This is a genomic window from Marinomonas sp. CT5 (assembly GCF_018336975.1).
In the GTDB taxonomy this organism is placed as follows: Bacteria; Pseudomonadota; Gammaproteobacteria; order Pseudomonadales; family Marinomonadaceae; genus Marinomonas.
In genome coordinates this window covers 4,359,741-4,375,349 of record NZ_CP025572.1, presented here as the reverse complement: position 1 = coordinate 4,375,349, position 15,609 = coordinate 4,359,741, and the positions used below count along the sequence as shown (strand labels likewise).

Genomic DNA, 15,609 nt, shown 5'->3' with positions numbered 1-15,609 from the left:
GTGGACGAACCTCTGGTGTTCCGGTTGTCACGCCAGTGGCATTGCCGGGTAGCTATGTTCGGACGGGATAACCGCTGAAAGCATCTAAGCGGGAAGCCNCCCTTAAGATAAGATCTCACTGGGACATAAGTCCCCTAAAGAGCCGTTCGAGACTAGGACGTTGATAGGTTGGGTGTGTAAGTGCTGTGAGGCATTGAGCTAACCAATACTAATTGCTCGTGAGGCTTGACCATATAACACCAAAGTGGTTTTTTNAAAATCGCAGACACAGATTACGATAAAGCATCAGCAATGATGAGCATCGGTTTGATACTTGGTTATCNCTATTTCAAAATGAATTGTTAAAGATCCAAGCACGTATTCGCGTGTTTTGGTGAGACGACAACGTCCAACCAGAACAAAACGCAAAACGAATTGCTTGACGATCATAGAGGCGTTGAACCACCTGATCCCATCCCGAACTCAGAAGTGAAAAGCGCCATCGCCAATGGTAGTGTGGGAGATCCCATGTGAGAGTAGGTCGTCGTCAAGCTTTATATTGAAAAGAACCCCGTCCTGCTCAGCAGGGCGGGGTTTTTTCGTTTTGGTGTTTTATAGGGTTGCTCCCACGAGATTGCTTCCTCGTGTGTGTGGGGCTCCTTATCAAAGACACGCATGTGACAGCCCTGCAAGAGGATAAGCACCGTTGAGCTTTACATTAAGAAGGCCCTGATCGCGAACGCTGTCAGGGCTTTTTTTCGTCTGCAGGAAATGCCATCTTACCATTGCCTCCGCTTGCGCCTGTATCGCAAGCTCAACGCGTCTGCGCGAATCCAATGCTAAGACGGCATCAATCAGCATAAATGAAGTGTTGGGAAGCGGTTATCCAGTTCAACACTTCAGCGCGAATCCAATGCCAAGACGGCATGTATTAGGATTAAGGGATGTATTAGAGCACTTATGTTGTTAGCTGTTTAGGCATTTTAGCTCCTCTCCCTCACGGAGGGGGGCGGTTGGGAGGGGGATATTAATCTCAACGCGTCTGCGTGATTCCAGTGCCAAGATGGCATGAATCAGGATAAAGCTGAGTACTTCCAGCTATCATAAATAATGTGCCATCTCGTCTTGCCTTTAGTTCCGTGAGTATAAACCGCATTTACGTTAAAATACCTGCTATCCACTGACCCCTTTATTGTTTGCGAATTTTATGACCCCTGAAATTTTTATAAAGCGAGCGTTACATGCCAATCAGGTGACACGAATGGATTCCATTCAAAGTTTGTGGAGTGGTTATGGCGAGGTGGTTCGTTTTGCCATTCAAGGGGCTGATATTGCTCAAAGTGTGGTGCTGAAATCGATTCAGTTTGGTGAAATGAAGGCGCATCCTCGAGGCTGGCAATCGAGCTTTGCTCACGACCGTAAAGTTCACTCTTATCAAGTAGAAGCAAATTGGTATCAGCATTGGGCTGAGCAGTGCCAAGTGAGTGAGAGAGTGGCGAAGTGCTTTGCGTCATGGCAGCAAGAAGGGCAGATGTATTTGTTATTAGAAGACTTGGATGAGGCTGGATATCCTCGTCGATGTTCTTCTATGGAGCTGGAAGACGTCGCTGTGGTGCTGCATTGGTTAGCAAACTTCCATAGTCGTTTCTTGCAGTCTGGCCGACAATCTAATTGGCCTGACGGTTTATGGCAACGCGGCACTTATTGGCATTTACAGACGCGTCCAGATGAATGGCAAGCTATGATGGATTCCCCTTTGAAGGAGTCAGCAGAGAGTCTTGATCAAGCCATTAATCAGGCACGTTATCAGACGCTTGTTCATGGTGATGCTAAGTTGGCGAATTTTTGTTTTGCTGAAGATCTCAGTGAGGTTGCTGCGGTCGATTTCCAGTACGTAGGTCGAGGTATTGGCGTTCAGGATCTCGCGTATTTCTTGGGCAGTTGTTTTAGTGAAGCTAAACTACGGCAGCATTTGGAATATTTTTTAGATATCTACTTTTCAGAGTTGTCTCGCTGCTTAATTGCTACAGGAGAGTCTCCAGACTTGGCCGAGGCTGTGGCTCAAGAATGGTATAACTTATTTCCTATTGCTTGGGCCGACTTTCATCGTTTCATCATGGGCTGGTCGCCAACTCACCCTAAGAATACTCCTTTTAGTCAGCAGTTGACCGAACAAGCGCTCAGTCAATTAAGATGATCGTAATGCTCGATTGGTTTTCGATGTTGCTAACGCGCTGAGAGGATCTTCTGGCCAAGGGTGTTTTGGGTATCTACCACGCATTTCTTTTCGTACTTCTGGATAGGCTTCACGCCAAAAGAAGGCCAAATCTTGAGTGACAGCGAGTGGCCTTTGCCCTGGCGATAGCAATTCAATACGTATGATCTGATTCAGTACGGTTGGGCTTTTTGTATAGCCAAACATTTCCTGCAATTTCACTCTTAAGGTTGGCTGTTGCTCGCAGTAGTCTATGGTATGACTTGCTCCTGATGGTACCGTTATTCTTGCAGGGACATTCTGATGAAGGTGTTGCTGTTGGTTCCAATCAAGCCGACTTAGTAAGATGTCATTTAGCCCCAGTTTATTTATGGCCTGTTGATTGGTCACTTTCCCAAGATAGGGGCCAAGCCATGTTTCTAAATCATGCAATAATCCATTATCAGAACAGTCTGGCCATGGGTTCTGTTGATCATGCAGGAAGGCGAATTGCATACGTGCTTTCAGCTGTTTACTGGATTCATTCCAAGGCAGAACACTAAGGCCTTCTTGACGAATGTACTGGCAAACAGCTTGGCTTATATCTTCTTCAGATGGTGTCGTAAGCTTCTGTTTATCAATGCAAAGTTTACCTATCCAGCGTTGTGACTCACTTAGCAAACGTGCCTCTTTTTTTGACCAAGCAAGATGATGTTTGATGGTGAGTAAATCGGTGAAATTAGCGAGCAGCAAGTCGAGTTTAAACGGGCAGGCAAGGAAAATACGGTCTTCATCTTGGCCATGATGTCCGCCGATGTCCAAGGCAATAACCCATTCACTTTGTGCACAAGGGTCGAGAGAAGACAGGCTTGCTAGTCTTCCATTAGCGAGTTTGTAGCGCGCCTTATCATGATCTTGCCCAACGCGTTGTGCAATACGATCTGCAAAGGCTCGAATCAGTAAAAAGGCGAGATCATTTTTATCATCAATGGAGACTTCTTGAATGCTGATTTGCTGACTGCGTTTTTGCCACTGTTGCTGTGCTTTTAAGTAGTTCTGTCTTGGTCGTTTACTTTGCGCCTGATAATGACCTGTTAACCAATTGAGGCGGTCTGTTAAGTCGCTGTGATGATTTGAGAGTGGATCGCCTTCAGACAAAATGGTGCAGATGGCGCTGGCGGCGTCGCTGTTATTGATAAGTTTGCCGTCTAATAACAGTCTAGCGAGGCGAGGTTCGATGCCAAGCTCGCTCATTTGCTCGCCAAGATGGCTTAGTGTCAAAGAGGGTGATGACCCAGAGGATTGTTCCAGAGCCTGAAGGTTAGAAAGTAAGCCTATCGCTTGTTGCCAATGACTGTTTGGCGGTGGCGTAATCCAATCCAGTTCAAGGCGTTCTTGCACGCCCCATTTCGCCAAATCCATTACTAGGCTACTAAGATCACTGATCTCTATCTGAGGTTGAGCCTGAGGGGCAAGTTGATGTTGTTGCGCTTCGCTCCACCATCGATAGCACACGCCTGCTTCGGTGCGTCCTGCTCGCCCCATCCGTTGAATTGTTTCGGCTTGAGTAGCACGACGAGTATGTAATCTTGTCGTGGCCGTACTGGCATCAAAGCGAGCCTCGCGGCTGAGTCCGCTGTCGATAACAACTCGGATTCCTTCAATGGTTAAACTGGTTTGCGCAATGCTGGTTGCCAAGACGATTTTTCTGGCTGGTGCTATTACTGGCTCAATAACCGTTTCTTGTTCTTTTAAGCTAAGCTCGCCATACAGAGGTAGAATGCTGAGATGTTCTTCATGACCTAGGCGCTGTTGTAGCTGTGTCGCTGCTTGACGAATTTCTTTTTGACCGGGCAAGAACACCAATAGGCTGCCGGATTCTTCATTGAAAGCTTGGCAAGTAAGGCGAACTACCTCGTCGGTAACTTGAAAACTTTTCAGGGCTTTATTGCTGTAATGAGTCGTGATTGGAAAGCTTCGTCCTTGGCTGGTCAGTGTCGAGCAACCAAGTCGTGCTTCCAGTGTTTCTGTGTCTAGAGTGGCCGACATCACTAAAAGTTTAAGGGGGTCTTCGTCGCGATACAGTTCCCGTGCCTGTAGGCATAAAGCAAACGCCAAGTCTGAGTGAAGGTTACGCTCGTGAAATTCATCAAAAATAACGAGCGCAATGTCTTCTAAACTCGGATCTTCGTGCAGCATGCGAGTTAAAACGCCTTCGGTGACCACCAAAACTTGGGTTTGAGAACTTTCTTTGCCTTCGTGGCGAATGCGATAGCCAATACGCTTTCCTAAAGGTTCGTCTAGGGTATCTGCAAGACGTTTGGCGGCCGCTTTTGCCGCTAAACGCCTTGGTTCTAGCATGATGATTTTACGGCCTTTCAGCCAAGTTTGATCCATCAGAGCAATGGGCACCACAGTGGTTTTACCTGCACCGGGAGCGGCTTCTAGAATTGCTTCGTGGTGGTGCTCTAATTGATGGGTCAGCTGTGGAATCAGTTGATAAATTGGCAGTTCGCTAGACATAAGACGGCTCATTAATTCGCTACGCTTATGATAACGGTTTTAAGGGATTAACGCAGTCTCACTTTAGATGCGTAGAAAAAGGTAACCTAGAAAATGGATGTACGGTTATGTGTTTTATGTAAGACGTTGCAAAAGCCGAGATACGTCTTCGACTTTTGCAGTCAGTATTATTGTACGGAAGCTAAATCGTGTTCTGTTGAATGTCAGCAACGAGCACTTCTACTTTTTCATAGCCCTGTTGCATGTGCTCCGTAATATGATCAAGCATAGCGTTGAGATCATCACCTAACGCGAGTTCCACGTATGTGTCATGAGCATTAATGAGCGGCCCAGCTCTATTATGTGCGGTTTGATGGAGCGTAAAGTAAAGATGTAGCCGACCTCGTAGGCGTTGCCAAGTGTCCTGAAGAAGTTCATGTCCACTGTATTTATAAGCGACGTTATGCAGTTCTAATTCTTCAAAAATAGCGGCTTCTCTGTCATTGTTTTTTATGGCATTGATGAGTTTTTTAAGTTGATCATTTAGCTCTTTTCTGAAGTTTTCATCTCTTTTTTCCCATACTAGCTTGAAAGCAAACTGCTCCAACTCAGTTCGAAAAGAGTATAGCTCTTGAATCGCCTTTACCGTGATTTTAGCCACGTAAGTCCCTGTATAGGGGATGCTGTCAATCAACCCCTGATCAACTAATTGACGGATAGCTTCCCTTAGAGGGCCTCGGCTTACTCCCAGCAAACTGGATAGTTGGGATTCAACGAGTTTTGTACCAGGACGCAAATCACCATTAATGATGGCTTCTCGTAGTTGTTCGGCGACGTTTGCGCGAAGCGTTCTATCCTTGTGAATGGGTTTTAATTTTAGTGTAGACATAGGTTCCTAGTTTTGAGAACGAAACAGATAACTGCGGCGTTGTAAAGATAGCAAAATCTGTCTCTAGGAGAAATAAGATAATGAATTAAAGTATGATTGTTGACAATCATACAGTTGACAACGAACTTTTCTGTCTATACTCTGAAAAAATCAAGTTGATCAAAATAAGATCACGTAAATTCTTAGATTGTTGGAGTGAAATATGTCGTCCCATTCTTTTAGTGCGCATTCAGCAGATGAAGATAGTCGCAATGAATTGATCAAAATCTATGTGAATGGTGAATTACTACCGAAAAAAGAAGCCGTAGTGTCCGTTTACGATAGTGGCTTTATGTTGGGAGATGGTATTTGGGAAGGCTTGCGAGTCTATAATGGCAAAATTGCTTTTCTAGATGATCATCTTGATCGTCTATATGCTTCAGCAAAAGTGTTGGATTTTAAAATTGATCTGACACGAGAAGAAATGATCAGTGCGCTATACGACACGCTAGCGGCGAATGATATGACCCATGATGCGCATTTGCGGTTGATGGTCACTCGTGGTCGCAAAAAGCATCCTTTTCAAGATCCTAGATTGAGCATTTATGGCTCAACAACCGTCATTATCGCTGAACATAGTAAACCAAGTGCGGCCGTGTTAGAGAATGGCATGACTCTATTCACTGTTCATATCGTGCGCGGTCAACCTAACAGCCAAGATCCTAAGCTAAATTCACACAGTAAATTGAATTGCATTACGGCATTAACTCATGCGCAGAAAGCGGGTGCTGATGAGGCTTTAATGCTTGATCCCCACGGCTTTGTCGCAACCTGTAACTCTACTAACTTCTTTATTGTTCGAAACGGTGAAGTGTGGACATCGACACCACGATATTGCATGAACGGTATTACTCGACAAAAAGTTATCGATTTGTGTGTTGCAAATGGCATTCCTGTCTACGAGAAAGACTTTTCTTTATTTGAAGTTTACGGTGCAGATGAAGCCTTTGTAACAGGGACTTTTGGTGGGCAGACCCCAGTTGTAAAGATTGATGGGCGTGAGATTGGTGATGGCAAACCGGGTCCTATGGTTAAGCGCATCCGTGAATTATATAAAGCGCTTGCTACAGCCTAAGTAGCTATTGGAGGCATAAGATTATGAGCAACACGGTAGATCTAACCGATAAAATATTGGTTGTAGGTGGTGGACGAATGGGATCCGCCATTATTGAAGGATGGCTGAAACAAGGTGTTTCTCCAGCTTCAATTTATCTAATCGATAACAATCGAGATGCTTTAAAAGTCTACAGCGATAAAGGGCTACATACTTTCGAAAGTGTTGAAAATGTTCCCCAAGGTTTGGAGTTTAAAGTTTTTCTCTTAGCTCTTAAACCGCAAATAATCGTTAAGCATCTAGCTCAATTTAATCGACTTATTTCGCCTTCAACTTGTTTGGTCTCAGTGGCTGCAGGGGTAATGGTTCAGACGTTATTAGACATGCTACCGAATGTAAATCACGTTGTTCGGGTTATGCCAAATACGCCAGCCATGATAGGTAAAGGCGTTTCAGTCGGTTTTTCGGAAAGCCGCAGTCTATTTGAGACACTCATAGAAACTCTTTTTGCATCACTGGGCAAGTTTTACTGGGTGTCGAATGAAGAGGAAATGCACGCGGTAACAGCCGTGAGTGGCAGTGGTCCTGCGTATCTATTTTATTTTGCTCAGTGTTTTATTGAAGCCGCGCAATCGCTTGACTTAGAGGCTGAGTTTGCCAAAGAGCTAGCATTGAATACCTTGATTGGTGCGGCGCGCTTAATAGAAGAAAGCGGCATAGACGTTGAAACGTTAAGGCAAAACGTTACCAGCCCAAATGGCACGACTCAAGCGGGGCTTGAGGCCTTGATGTCTAATAACGAAGTAAAAGAACGTGTAGAAGCATGCTGTGTTGCTGCGCGTAAGCGAAGTATCGAACTCGCTTAAAAATAAGCTATCGCCACGCTAGTTTTAGTTGTGTCGATAGTGATTAGAAATTGCATAGAAGCAATCATCAGAGCAAATGCTCCCTCAAAAATGACACGAAAGAAACGAGGAAATAACATAATGAGTAAGCTAAGAAGTAAATTAATAAATACAACGGCAGCATTCGTTGTTGCTAGTGGGTTAAATGCTACCTCTGGCTTTGCTGCAGATGTGGAACATTTTTCTGTTGGCACAGCAGGTCAAACAGGCGTGTATTACGTTGTCGGTCAATCCATTTGTAAAATGGTAAATCGTGACGCTAAAGAACATAATTTACGCTGTTCTGCTCCTTCTACGGGAGGGTCTATTGCTAACTTAAATTCTATTCGTTCCGGTGGATTGAATTTTGGTATTGTGCAATCTGATTGGCAATATCATGCCTATAATGGTACTTCGAATTTTAAAGATATGGGGCCATATCAAGATTTACGTTCCGTATTCTCCCTACATTCAGATATTTTTACCTTGGTTGCCAGAGCGGATGCCAATATCAAATCATTTGATGACCTAAAAGGTAAGCGTGTAAATATCGGTAACCCTGGTTCTGGCCAACGTGCAACCATGCTGACCTTGATGGATAAAAAAGGCATGAAAGTGTCTGATTTTAAGTTAGCAGGCGAGCTGAAATCCTCCGAGCAATCCCAAGCGCTTTGCGATAACAAAGTTGATGCTTTTGTCATGGTAGCAGGTCACCCTGTTGCGAATGTGAAAGAAGCGACCAGCACTTGTGCCACGCATATTATCGATGTCACTGGTAAAGCGGTTGATAGCTTGATTGCTGAATTCCCTTACTACAGTTACGCCACTATCCCAGGTGGTATGTACGAAGGCACGCCGAATGATGTTCATACATACGGCCTGAAAGCTACCTTGGTGACCTCAACAGCAACGTCAGACAAAGTCGTTTATAACTTAGTTAAAGGTGTTTTTGAAAACTTCGATCGTTTCAAACGTTTGCACCCCGCATTTGCAGCGTTAGATCCTAAAGAAATGATCAGTGCTGGTCTAACGGCACCACTTCATGCCGGTGCTATTAAGTATTACAAAGAGCGTGGCTGGATCAAATAGTCAGGATAACTTTGATATGTAATGTAACCACCGAGGTGTGATCTCTCGGTGGTTTTTTTTAGTATTCTCCTGAGGCTGTAGTATGAATCAATATAAGGAGAGCGGTAGCTCGACTGATTTGGATGAGCTAGTTTCATCAAACGACATGGGTGGCCGAAAGCCTAAAGGGTTTCAGTTAAAAATAATTTTAGTTGTTGCCTTTGTATGGGCTCTTTTTCAGCTCTGGATTGCTTCCCCATTTCCTTATTTACTTGAAACAGATCTGTTGCGTTGGAATAGTAACCAAGCGCGTTCTATTCATTTATCGTTTGCGATCTTTCTTGTATTTCTAAGCTTTCCGTTTGGCAGTAAATCGCCAATAGATAGGATTCCGGCGACAGATTGGTGTATTGCCATTCTCGCTAGCCTTTGTACCTCTTATTATTTAGTTGAATATAACAGTATTGCAACACGAGTAGGCGCGCCTATTTTGCAAGACGTTATTGTGGCATGTATTGGCATTCCACTGTTATTTGAAGCCGCACGACGTAGTTTGGGGATTACCTTACCTCTGATTGCTACGATTTTCTTGTTATACAACTTCTTTGGTAATTACATGCCAGAGATGATTGCTCATAAAGGTTTCAACTTATATGAGGTGGTTAATCATCAATGGATTACAACAGAAGGTGTATTTGGTATTGCCCTAGGCGTTTCAACTGATTTTGTCTTCTTATTCGTTTTATTTGGTGCGTTGCTCGATAAAGCGGGCGCTGGTAACTACTTTATTCAGCTTGCCTTTTCTTGCCTTGGGCATTTTCGCGGTGGTCCAGCGAAAGCCGCCGTTGTCGCTTCTGGTTTAACCGGATTGATTTCTGGCTCTTCAATTGCCAACGTGGTGACAACCGGAACCTTTACGATTCCAATGATGAAGAAAGTGGGCTTTTCTGCTGAAAAAGCGGGTGCCGTTGAAGTGGCTTCTTCCGTGAACGGGCAAATCATGCCGCCAGTGATGGGCGCCGCTGCGTTTCTGATGGTGGAATATGTTGGTATTAGTTATTTAGATGTGATCAAACATGCCTTTTTACCTGCTTTGATTTCATACATCGGCTTGGTTTATATCGTTCATCTCGAAGCTTTAAAAGCGAACATGCAGGGGCTACCTCGTAAAAGCTCTAACGTGAGCTTTATCCGTAAATTGTCGTCTTTTTTGTTTGGCTTTTTAGCGATTTGCGTGATCAGTGCCGTCGTCTATTTCGGACTGGGGTGGATCAAGCAACTAGCCGGCGACGACTCTATCTTTATTATCTCGGCTCTCGTTATTTTGGGTTACGTTGGCTTGTTGTATCTCGGCTCACAGAGTCCGAAGTTAGATGATTCAACGGATCAGGATTTATCCGAACTGCCTTCTCCTGGGGTTATCTTTCAGTCAGGTATTTATTATTTGTTACCTGTGGTGGTTTTGGTTTGGTGCCTGATGATTGAGCGTTTGAGCCCTGGGTTAAGCGCTTTCTGGGCGGCATTATTAACCATATTTATGATCCTGACGAAGCCGTACCTTGAAGGGGTATTCCGTAAAGAAACCGATGTCAAAGTATTCCAAGGCGTCAAAGATTTATTTGATGGTATGGTGTCGGGTTCTAGAAATATGGCCAGTATTTCTATTGCGACGGCAACAGCGGGCGTCATTGTTGGTGTTGTTTCTCAGACCAGTGTAGGTGCAGTGTTGGCCGATGTGGTTGAAGCCCTGTCGTTCGGTAATATTACCTTGATGCTGGTTTTGGTGGCGATCCTTTGCATGATCTTAGGGATGGGATTACCTACGACGGCAAACTACATTGTTGTTTCCTCGTTAATGGCCAATGTTATTGTCGAAGTGGGGGCTTCTAATGGCTTAGTTGTGCCATTGATCGCGGTTCATTTGTTTGTGTTTTATTTTGGACTGATGGCTGATGTGACGCCCCCTGTCGGCTTGGCCTCGTTTGCGGCGGCAGCTGTATCCGGTGGTAAGCCAATAGGAACCGGGATTATTGCTTTTAAATACGCATTACGAACCGCCTTGTTACCTTTCTTGTTTATCTTTAATTCGGATTTGTTGCTGATTAATGTCGGTGTTGCACAGGGGATCTTTATCTTTGTGATTGCGACCTTGGCGATGCTGATCTTTACTGCCGCAACACAGGGCTACCTAATTGTGAAGAGTAAATGGTGGGAAAGTGCGTTATTACTACTGATCGCATTTAGTATTTTCCGTCCAGGATTTTGGATCGATAAAGTGGTTGAGTCACATCACTATGTTGCCATGTCTGACTTCATCGAACAGGGGAATATGATACAGAGTGGTGCACCTCTTCGTATCCATGTTACCGAAGAGGACTATTCTGGCAAACCTGCTAATTCAACCCATATGTTGATCGCTCGAGAGTCGGGCAACATCAACACGATTTTTGAACACGCGGGTTTGAACTTATACATCACGGACAGTGCGGTAGAAGTCGATAGTGTGGACATTGGTAGTGATGCATATGAGGCTGGGTTCGAGGCCTTCCAAGTTATCAAAGGTATTGATGTCTCAAATGATCAACCCTCAAAACTGTTTGTATATATTCCGAGTTTACTGTTGTTCTGTGGCGTGATTGTGCTGCAGCGGCGACGTAAATCGAACGCTTTATAGCCTCCTCCCTGAAGGCTTTTTGGGGCAACTTCGCGTTGCCTCTTTTTTATTCAAAAAAGTAATGAAGCATTATGAGTAAAAATAGCTTTTCTGCATTTTACACGAAAGAGCTCTGGTCTTTAAACTCAATCAAAGCCGATGTTATTGCAGGAATGACAGGCGCGATTTTAGTGATTCCTCAAGGCATCGCTTATGCGATGATTGCCGGATTGCCACCGGAATTTGGTTTGTACACTGCTATATTTTCGGCGGTTATTGCTGCACTTTTTGGCTCTTCTCAGCATATGGTTTCTGGCCCAACAGCCGCGTTGTCGATTGTTTGTGCTGTGGTGATTGGTGGCTTGGCAGATGGCATGCAAAGTCACTATTTGTCTTTGATGTTTTTGCTGTCTTTTTTAGTGGGTTTTTTTCAGCTGCTCTTTTATGTATTCCGCTTTGGCTTTTTAGTGAACTTTATTTCCCATTCGGTGGTGCAAGGCTTTACTTCTGGCGCGGCGGTTTTGATTGCTATGAGTCAATTGAGTAATTTTTTAGGGTTACCGGCCAACCAAGCATCGAGCTTTTTAGGGTACTTTCAAGAGTTAATTCTCGGCCTTCCAAGCATTGAACTTCAATCCATTTGGATTGGCCTTATTACTGTAGTCAGTGCCATCGTGATTAAGTCTTGGTTTAAAGCCATCCCCTATTTGTTAGCCAGTATGATTCTTGGTGCAATGAGCTGTCATTGGCTATTTGCCTCGGCGGATCAGGTCAGCATGATTCGCGCTTTACCGGATGCTTTGCCTGCTTTTAAGGTGCCAGACTTTCGTCTTGATTCCATTATTGCACTCAGCTCAGGTGCGTTGTCTATTGCCATACTTGGCGCAATAGAAGCGGTTTCTATTGCTCGTTCCATTGCGATGCGATCAAAGCAGTCGATTGATGGCAATAAAGAATTTTTTGGCCAAGGCCTGTCCAATGTTATCGGATCCTTTTTTCAATGCTATCCCAGTTCAGGCTCGTTTACCCGCTCTGGGGGGAACTATGATGCTGGTGCGAAGAGCGCTTTTTCTATTGTGGTGTCGGCATTTATTGTGTTGTTGGTGATGTTGTTTATACCACAAGCCACACAGCTCATTCCTGTTCCTGTGATGGCGGGTAGTATCTTGGTGATAGCGTGGAATTTGTTTGATTGGCAAAAAGTGAAAAGCAACCTGTTGTCGCCAAAAGAAGAGTCCATCCCATTTTTATGTACTTTCTTTGGCACTCTTTTGATCCCTCTGGAGTATGCCATTTACTTAGGCATTGCTGCATCGCTGGTGTTTTATTTAGCTAGGACAGCAAGACCAAAAGTGACCGTGGTTGCACCAAGGTTGTTGGATGATGATGTGCGCCAAATTCGTAATGTTGAGCGATATCAATTACCTGAGTGCCCAGAAATAAAAATAGCACGCGTAGATGGATCTATTTTTTACGGGGCATCTGAATCATTAAAAGGATCTATTCGGCAGTTGCTTAACTCAGGGAGTAAGCGGCTTATTCTGATCTTTAAAGGCGTTAATTTTATCGATGTTTCAGGACAGCATACCTTGGTTGATGAGATTGATAGGATTCACCAGCAAGGTGGAGCCGTATTCTTTAGTTCGTTAAAAGGCATAGTGCAGGATGAATTAACGGACCAACAACTGATCGAGCGTTTAGAAAATGGTGTATTAAAACTTTCAACGCAAATCGCCATATCGGACATGGTGAAAAGTATTCCTCTTAGTGTATGTAAACAGTGCCCTAAGAAGGTCTTTCAAGAGTGTCCTAAATAGTATTTCCAACAGAAAAGCCTGCATTTTGCTTCGGTTGAAAAGAATCAATAAATGGTCGTGGTAATTAGCGCCAGTGAGTTTGAAAAATCGACTGGTATATTCTAAACGTAAGGGGATTAAGAAATGTCAATTTCAGTAATTCAACGTGTTTTGCTTGGCTTCATTCTGTTACTGGTGCTGATGTTTATTGTGGCGGCCGCGGGTGTAACAGGGTTAAACCGTGTTCAGCAAAAAATTGAAACCGTCACAGGTAAAATAGCCGATATTTCTGATCGTAGTAATGCGCTGAGTGCAACGACAGCACAAATGAGCAGTGCAGTTTTACAGCATTTGATTGCGTCGAGTGATTCCGCACTAGAGGCCGCATCAACGAAATTTTTAGAAGAAGAAAAGTCTTTGTCTGAGCAAACTGACTCTTTTAAAGCAAAGGTGGTTGATTACCCTAATATTGAATCTGTGCTCGATTCTATTATTAATGAGTATCAGACACTTTCTGGTGTTGCGCATCGTGCGATTGCAGAGCACAGTCGCCAAGTGGCATTGCAAAAAGCGTTGGTCAGTAAAAAGTTAGATTTAAAAGATGACCTTGTTCTGTTATCAGAAGATTTAGAAGCAATAGCTCGTTATCCGAAGAATGATCAACAGGCGTTTTCGGTGAGCTTAGTGCAAACGCAAATAGAGAGTTTGAAGCGCCTTATTCGAGATTATTTTGATACCGCAGACATTGATGCGTTAAAAGAAATACAAAGTGAAATGTCTAAAACATTTCCACCCGTCGATAAAGCCTTGTCTCAGTTGGGCGATGAATTTATTACTGAGCAAATTAAAAGCATCCAACAAGCCGTACAGGAAAAAGATCAAGTTGTAGTAGAGTATCTGGAATTAAGTCTTTTAAAGGCTTCATCTGAGACCGCAGCATCTAACTTATTCGACCGTTTGGTTTCAGTACAAACACAATTAAATGAATTGGTTAGTGTGGTCGGGCAATTACGAGATAACGCCAAGATTGATGCTTTGAAAGCTTCGACACAGGCTAAATATATGACATTTTTCATTATGGCGATTTCTGTCATTGTCGCTTTAATCATCGCTATCTGGGTGAGTCGTAGTATCCGTAAACCATTGGCGAAAATCTTAGCGATTCTCGATTTAATTGCGAAAGGGGATTTAACTCAGCGCTTAGCCATTAGTACAAAAGATGAGTTCGGTCAGGTGTCTAACTGGATCAATATGCTGGTTGAAAAGCTTAGCTCTGTTATGCAGCAGATTAATCAGGCATCGACTCAAGTCGTCGAATCTGCAGAAAGCGTCCACCTTTCATCAGGTTCGACACAACGAATCATGCAAGCGCAGCATGACAAGATGACCTCGGTTGCGTCGGCAATGGATGAAATGTCCGCAACGGTAAATGAGGTAGCACAAAATGCCGATGTGACGTTGAACAAAGTCCGTGAAGTAGATGACAGCGCCAATCAGAGTTTAGAGCGTATGAAAACCAATATAGATAAAGTGACTTTATTGGTAGAACAATTAGAAGCGTCTTCTAAAATTGTTAATCAAGTTGATCGCTATTCTCAAAACATTGGCCAGATCCTTGAAGTTATTCAAGGGATTGCCGAGCAAACCAATTTGCTTGCTTTGAATGCTGCAATAGAAGCGGCCCGTGCCGGCGAGCAAGGACGAGGTTTTGCTGTGGTGGCCGATGAAGTACGTACATTAGCAACCAGAACTCATGAATCCACGGAAGAAATTCAAAATGTGATCAATGATCTGCAAAGCGGTGTAGGGGAAACGGTTGTGACAACAAAACGCTGCTGCGACAGTGCTCGGGACAGCATGATTGAAGCAGAAAGTGTGGGTAAGTCACTGATAGAGTTACGTGAGTTTATGGCGGAAATTCGCAGTCTGAGTATGCAAATTGCTACTACCGCGGATCAACAATCTCAGGTTGCCCAGGAGATTAACCAAAGCATACATGAAATGTCAGAAAGCTCAGAGACAGCGATGTTAGATGCGATTCAGGGACAGGAAAACAGTCAAACAATGAGCAATCTTGCCATCCGTCAGAGTGAGTTAGTCAGCCAATTTAAGACTGCGTGACCAGTAAGAGATATTGCACAGCAGGCGTGTCCTTTTAACGCCTAGAGTTAGCGCCTTTTTTGTAAGGCGTTTTTTTTGTCTGGTATCTGCGAGTGCTATGTCTTTAATTTCGGCAAGACTTTAGGCTGGTCGATGGCGATATCGGTTTTGCATGTCGCAATGCAGGGAAGGAAATAGCCATTTTGTTTTTCTTTATCGTTTAAACCGTGGGGCAGTCGTTGAGCGTAATCAATTTCACCGGATAACAAAGGGGTGAGGCAAACGCCACAGACGCCATTGGTACAGGCTTGTTTAATTGGAACGCCTGCGGATTTCAGAGCCGACATGATGGTTTCTTCCGGTTCGGCTTGAATGGATTGCTCAGGATCTAAGAAAGTCAGCTGAATGAGTTTCGACGTCACAAGAAGCTTTTCCTTTTGTTAATTGTCTA

Annotated in this window: 10 protein-coding genes, 1 rRNA gene and 1 other annotated feature; of the genes, 8 read left to right on the top strand and 3 right to left on the bottom strand. The window is 44.0% G+C overall.

Translation table 11 applies throughout. The annotated features are described in order from the left end of the window. Positions 1-220, top strand: a sequence feature (23S ribosomal RNA rRNA prediction is too short). Positions 221-417: 197 nt separating this feature from the next. Both rrf and C0J08_RS20765 read left to right on the top strand, forming a co-directional pair. Beyond that, positions 418-532 (top strand): 5S ribosomal RNA (gene rrf, locus C0J08_RS20770). A 708-nt stretch (positions 533-1,240) separates the two neighbouring features. Further along, positions 1,241-2,176 carry a phosphotransferase gene (locus C0J08_RS20765; RefSeq protein ID WP_249344408.1) on the top strand — a complete coding sequence of 312 codons (936 nt, stop codon included), beginning with the start codon at positions 1,241-1,243 and terminating at the stop codon, positions 2,174-2,176. Here the strand turns inward: C0J08_RS20765 and hrpB are convergent. Both hrpB and C0J08_RS20755 read right to left on the bottom strand, forming a co-directional pair. Beyond that, positions 2,168-4,696 (bottom strand): ATP-dependent helicase HrpB, encoded by a 2,529-nt coding sequence (gene hrpB / locus C0J08_RS20760; RefSeq protein ID WP_212653791.1) that lies wholly within the window; start codon positions 4,694-4,696, stop codon positions 2,168-2,170. The genes C0J08_RS20765 and hrpB overlap by 9 nt on opposite strands. 181 nt (positions 4,697-4,877) lie before the next feature. Then, positions 4,878-5,564, bottom strand: coding sequence for a GntR family transcriptional regulator (locus C0J08_RS20755; RefSeq protein ID WP_212653790.1), 687 nt, complete (start codon positions 5,562-5,564; stop codon positions 4,878-4,880). 202 nt (positions 5,565-5,766) lie between these two features. Here C0J08_RS20755 and C0J08_RS20750 point away from each other — a divergent pair, with 202 nt between their 5' ends. The 6 genes from C0J08_RS20750 (at position 5,767) to C0J08_RS20725 (ending at position 15,179) form a co-directional block, all read left to right on the top strand. After that, complete coding sequence (locus tag C0J08_RS20750) at positions 5,767-6,678, top strand: aminotransferase class IV (RefSeq protein ID WP_212653789.1); 912 nt, start codon at positions 5,767-5,769, stop codon at positions 6,676-6,678. 23 nt (positions 6,679-6,701) lie between these two features. Next, positions 6,702-7,523 (top strand): pyrroline-5-carboxylate reductase, encoded by an 822-nt coding sequence (gene proC / locus C0J08_RS20745; protein WP_212653788.1) that lies wholly within the window; start codon positions 6,702-6,704, stop codon positions 7,521-7,523. A 120-nt stretch (positions 7,524-7,643) separates the two neighbouring features. Continuing rightward, complete coding sequence (locus tag C0J08_RS20740; RefSeq protein ID WP_212653787.1) at positions 7,644-8,630, top strand: TAXI family TRAP transporter solute-binding subunit; 987 nt, start codon at positions 7,644-7,646, stop codon at positions 8,628-8,630. A gap of 82 nt (positions 8,631-8,712) precedes the next feature. Then, entirely contained in the window at positions 8,713-11,283 is a 2,571-nt protein-coding gene (locus tag C0J08_RS20735; RefSeq protein ID WP_212653786.1) for a TRAP transporter permease, read from the top strand. 71 nt (positions 11,284-11,354) lie between these two features. Then, on the top strand, positions 11,355-13,079 hold the full coding sequence (locus tag C0J08_RS20730) for a SulP family inorganic anion transporter (protein WP_212653785.1): 1,725 nt from the start codon (positions 11,355-11,357) through the stop codon (positions 13,077-13,079). Positions 13,080-13,202: 123 nt separating this feature from the next. Further along, positions 13,203-15,179, top strand: coding sequence for a methyl-accepting chemotaxis protein (locus tag C0J08_RS20725; protein ID WP_212653784.1), 1,977 nt, complete (start codon positions 13,203-13,205; stop codon positions 15,177-15,179). Positions 15,180-15,274: 95 nt separating this feature from the next. Here C0J08_RS20725 and C0J08_RS20720 read toward each other — a convergent pair whose 3' ends face one another. Beyond that, positions 15,275-15,580 carry a 2Fe-2S iron-sulfur cluster-binding protein gene (locus tag C0J08_RS20720; protein ID WP_212653783.1) on the bottom strand — a complete coding sequence of 102 codons (306 nt, stop codon included), beginning with the start codon at positions 15,578-15,580 and terminating at the stop codon, positions 15,275-15,277. Between the last annotated feature and the right edge of the window lie 29 nt (positions 15,581-15,609).

Excerpts from the sequence above, each read along its gene's own strand:
- C0J08_RS20750 (WP_212653789.1), top strand. The coding sequence starts at position 5,767 with ATGTCGTCCCATTCTTTTAGTGCGCATTCAGCAGATGAAGATAGTCGC.
- C0J08_RS20730 (WP_212653785.1), top strand. The coding sequence starts at position 11,355 with ATGAGTAAAAATAGCTTTTCTGCATTTTACACGAAAGAGCTCTGGTCT.
- C0J08_RS20740 (WP_212653787.1), top strand. The coding sequence starts at position 7,644 with ATGAGTAAGCTAAGAAGTAAATTAATAAATACAACGGCAGCATTCGTT.
- C0J08_RS20735 (WP_212653786.1), top strand. The coding sequence starts at position 8,713 with ATGAATCAATATAAGGAGAGCGGTAGCTCGACTGATTTGGATGAGCTA.
- hrpB (WP_212653791.1), bottom strand. The coding sequence starts at position 4,696 with ATGTCTAGCGAACTGCCAATTTATCAACTGATTCCACAGCTGACCCAT.
- proC (WP_212653788.1), top strand. The coding sequence starts at position 6,702 with ATGAGCAACACGGTAGATCTAACCGATAAAATATTGGTTGTAGGTGGT.
- C0J08_RS20765 (WP_249344408.1), top strand. The coding sequence starts at position 1,241 with ATGGATTCCATTCAAAGTTTGTGGAGTGGTTATGGCGAGGTGGTTCGT.
- C0J08_RS20725 (WP_212653784.1), top strand. The coding sequence starts at position 13,203 with ATGTCAATTTCAGTAATTCAACGTGTTTTGCTTGGCTTCATTCTGTTA.
- C0J08_RS20755 (WP_212653790.1), bottom strand. The coding sequence starts at position 5,564 with ATGTCTACACTAAAATTAAAACCCATTCACAAGGATAGAACGCTTCGC.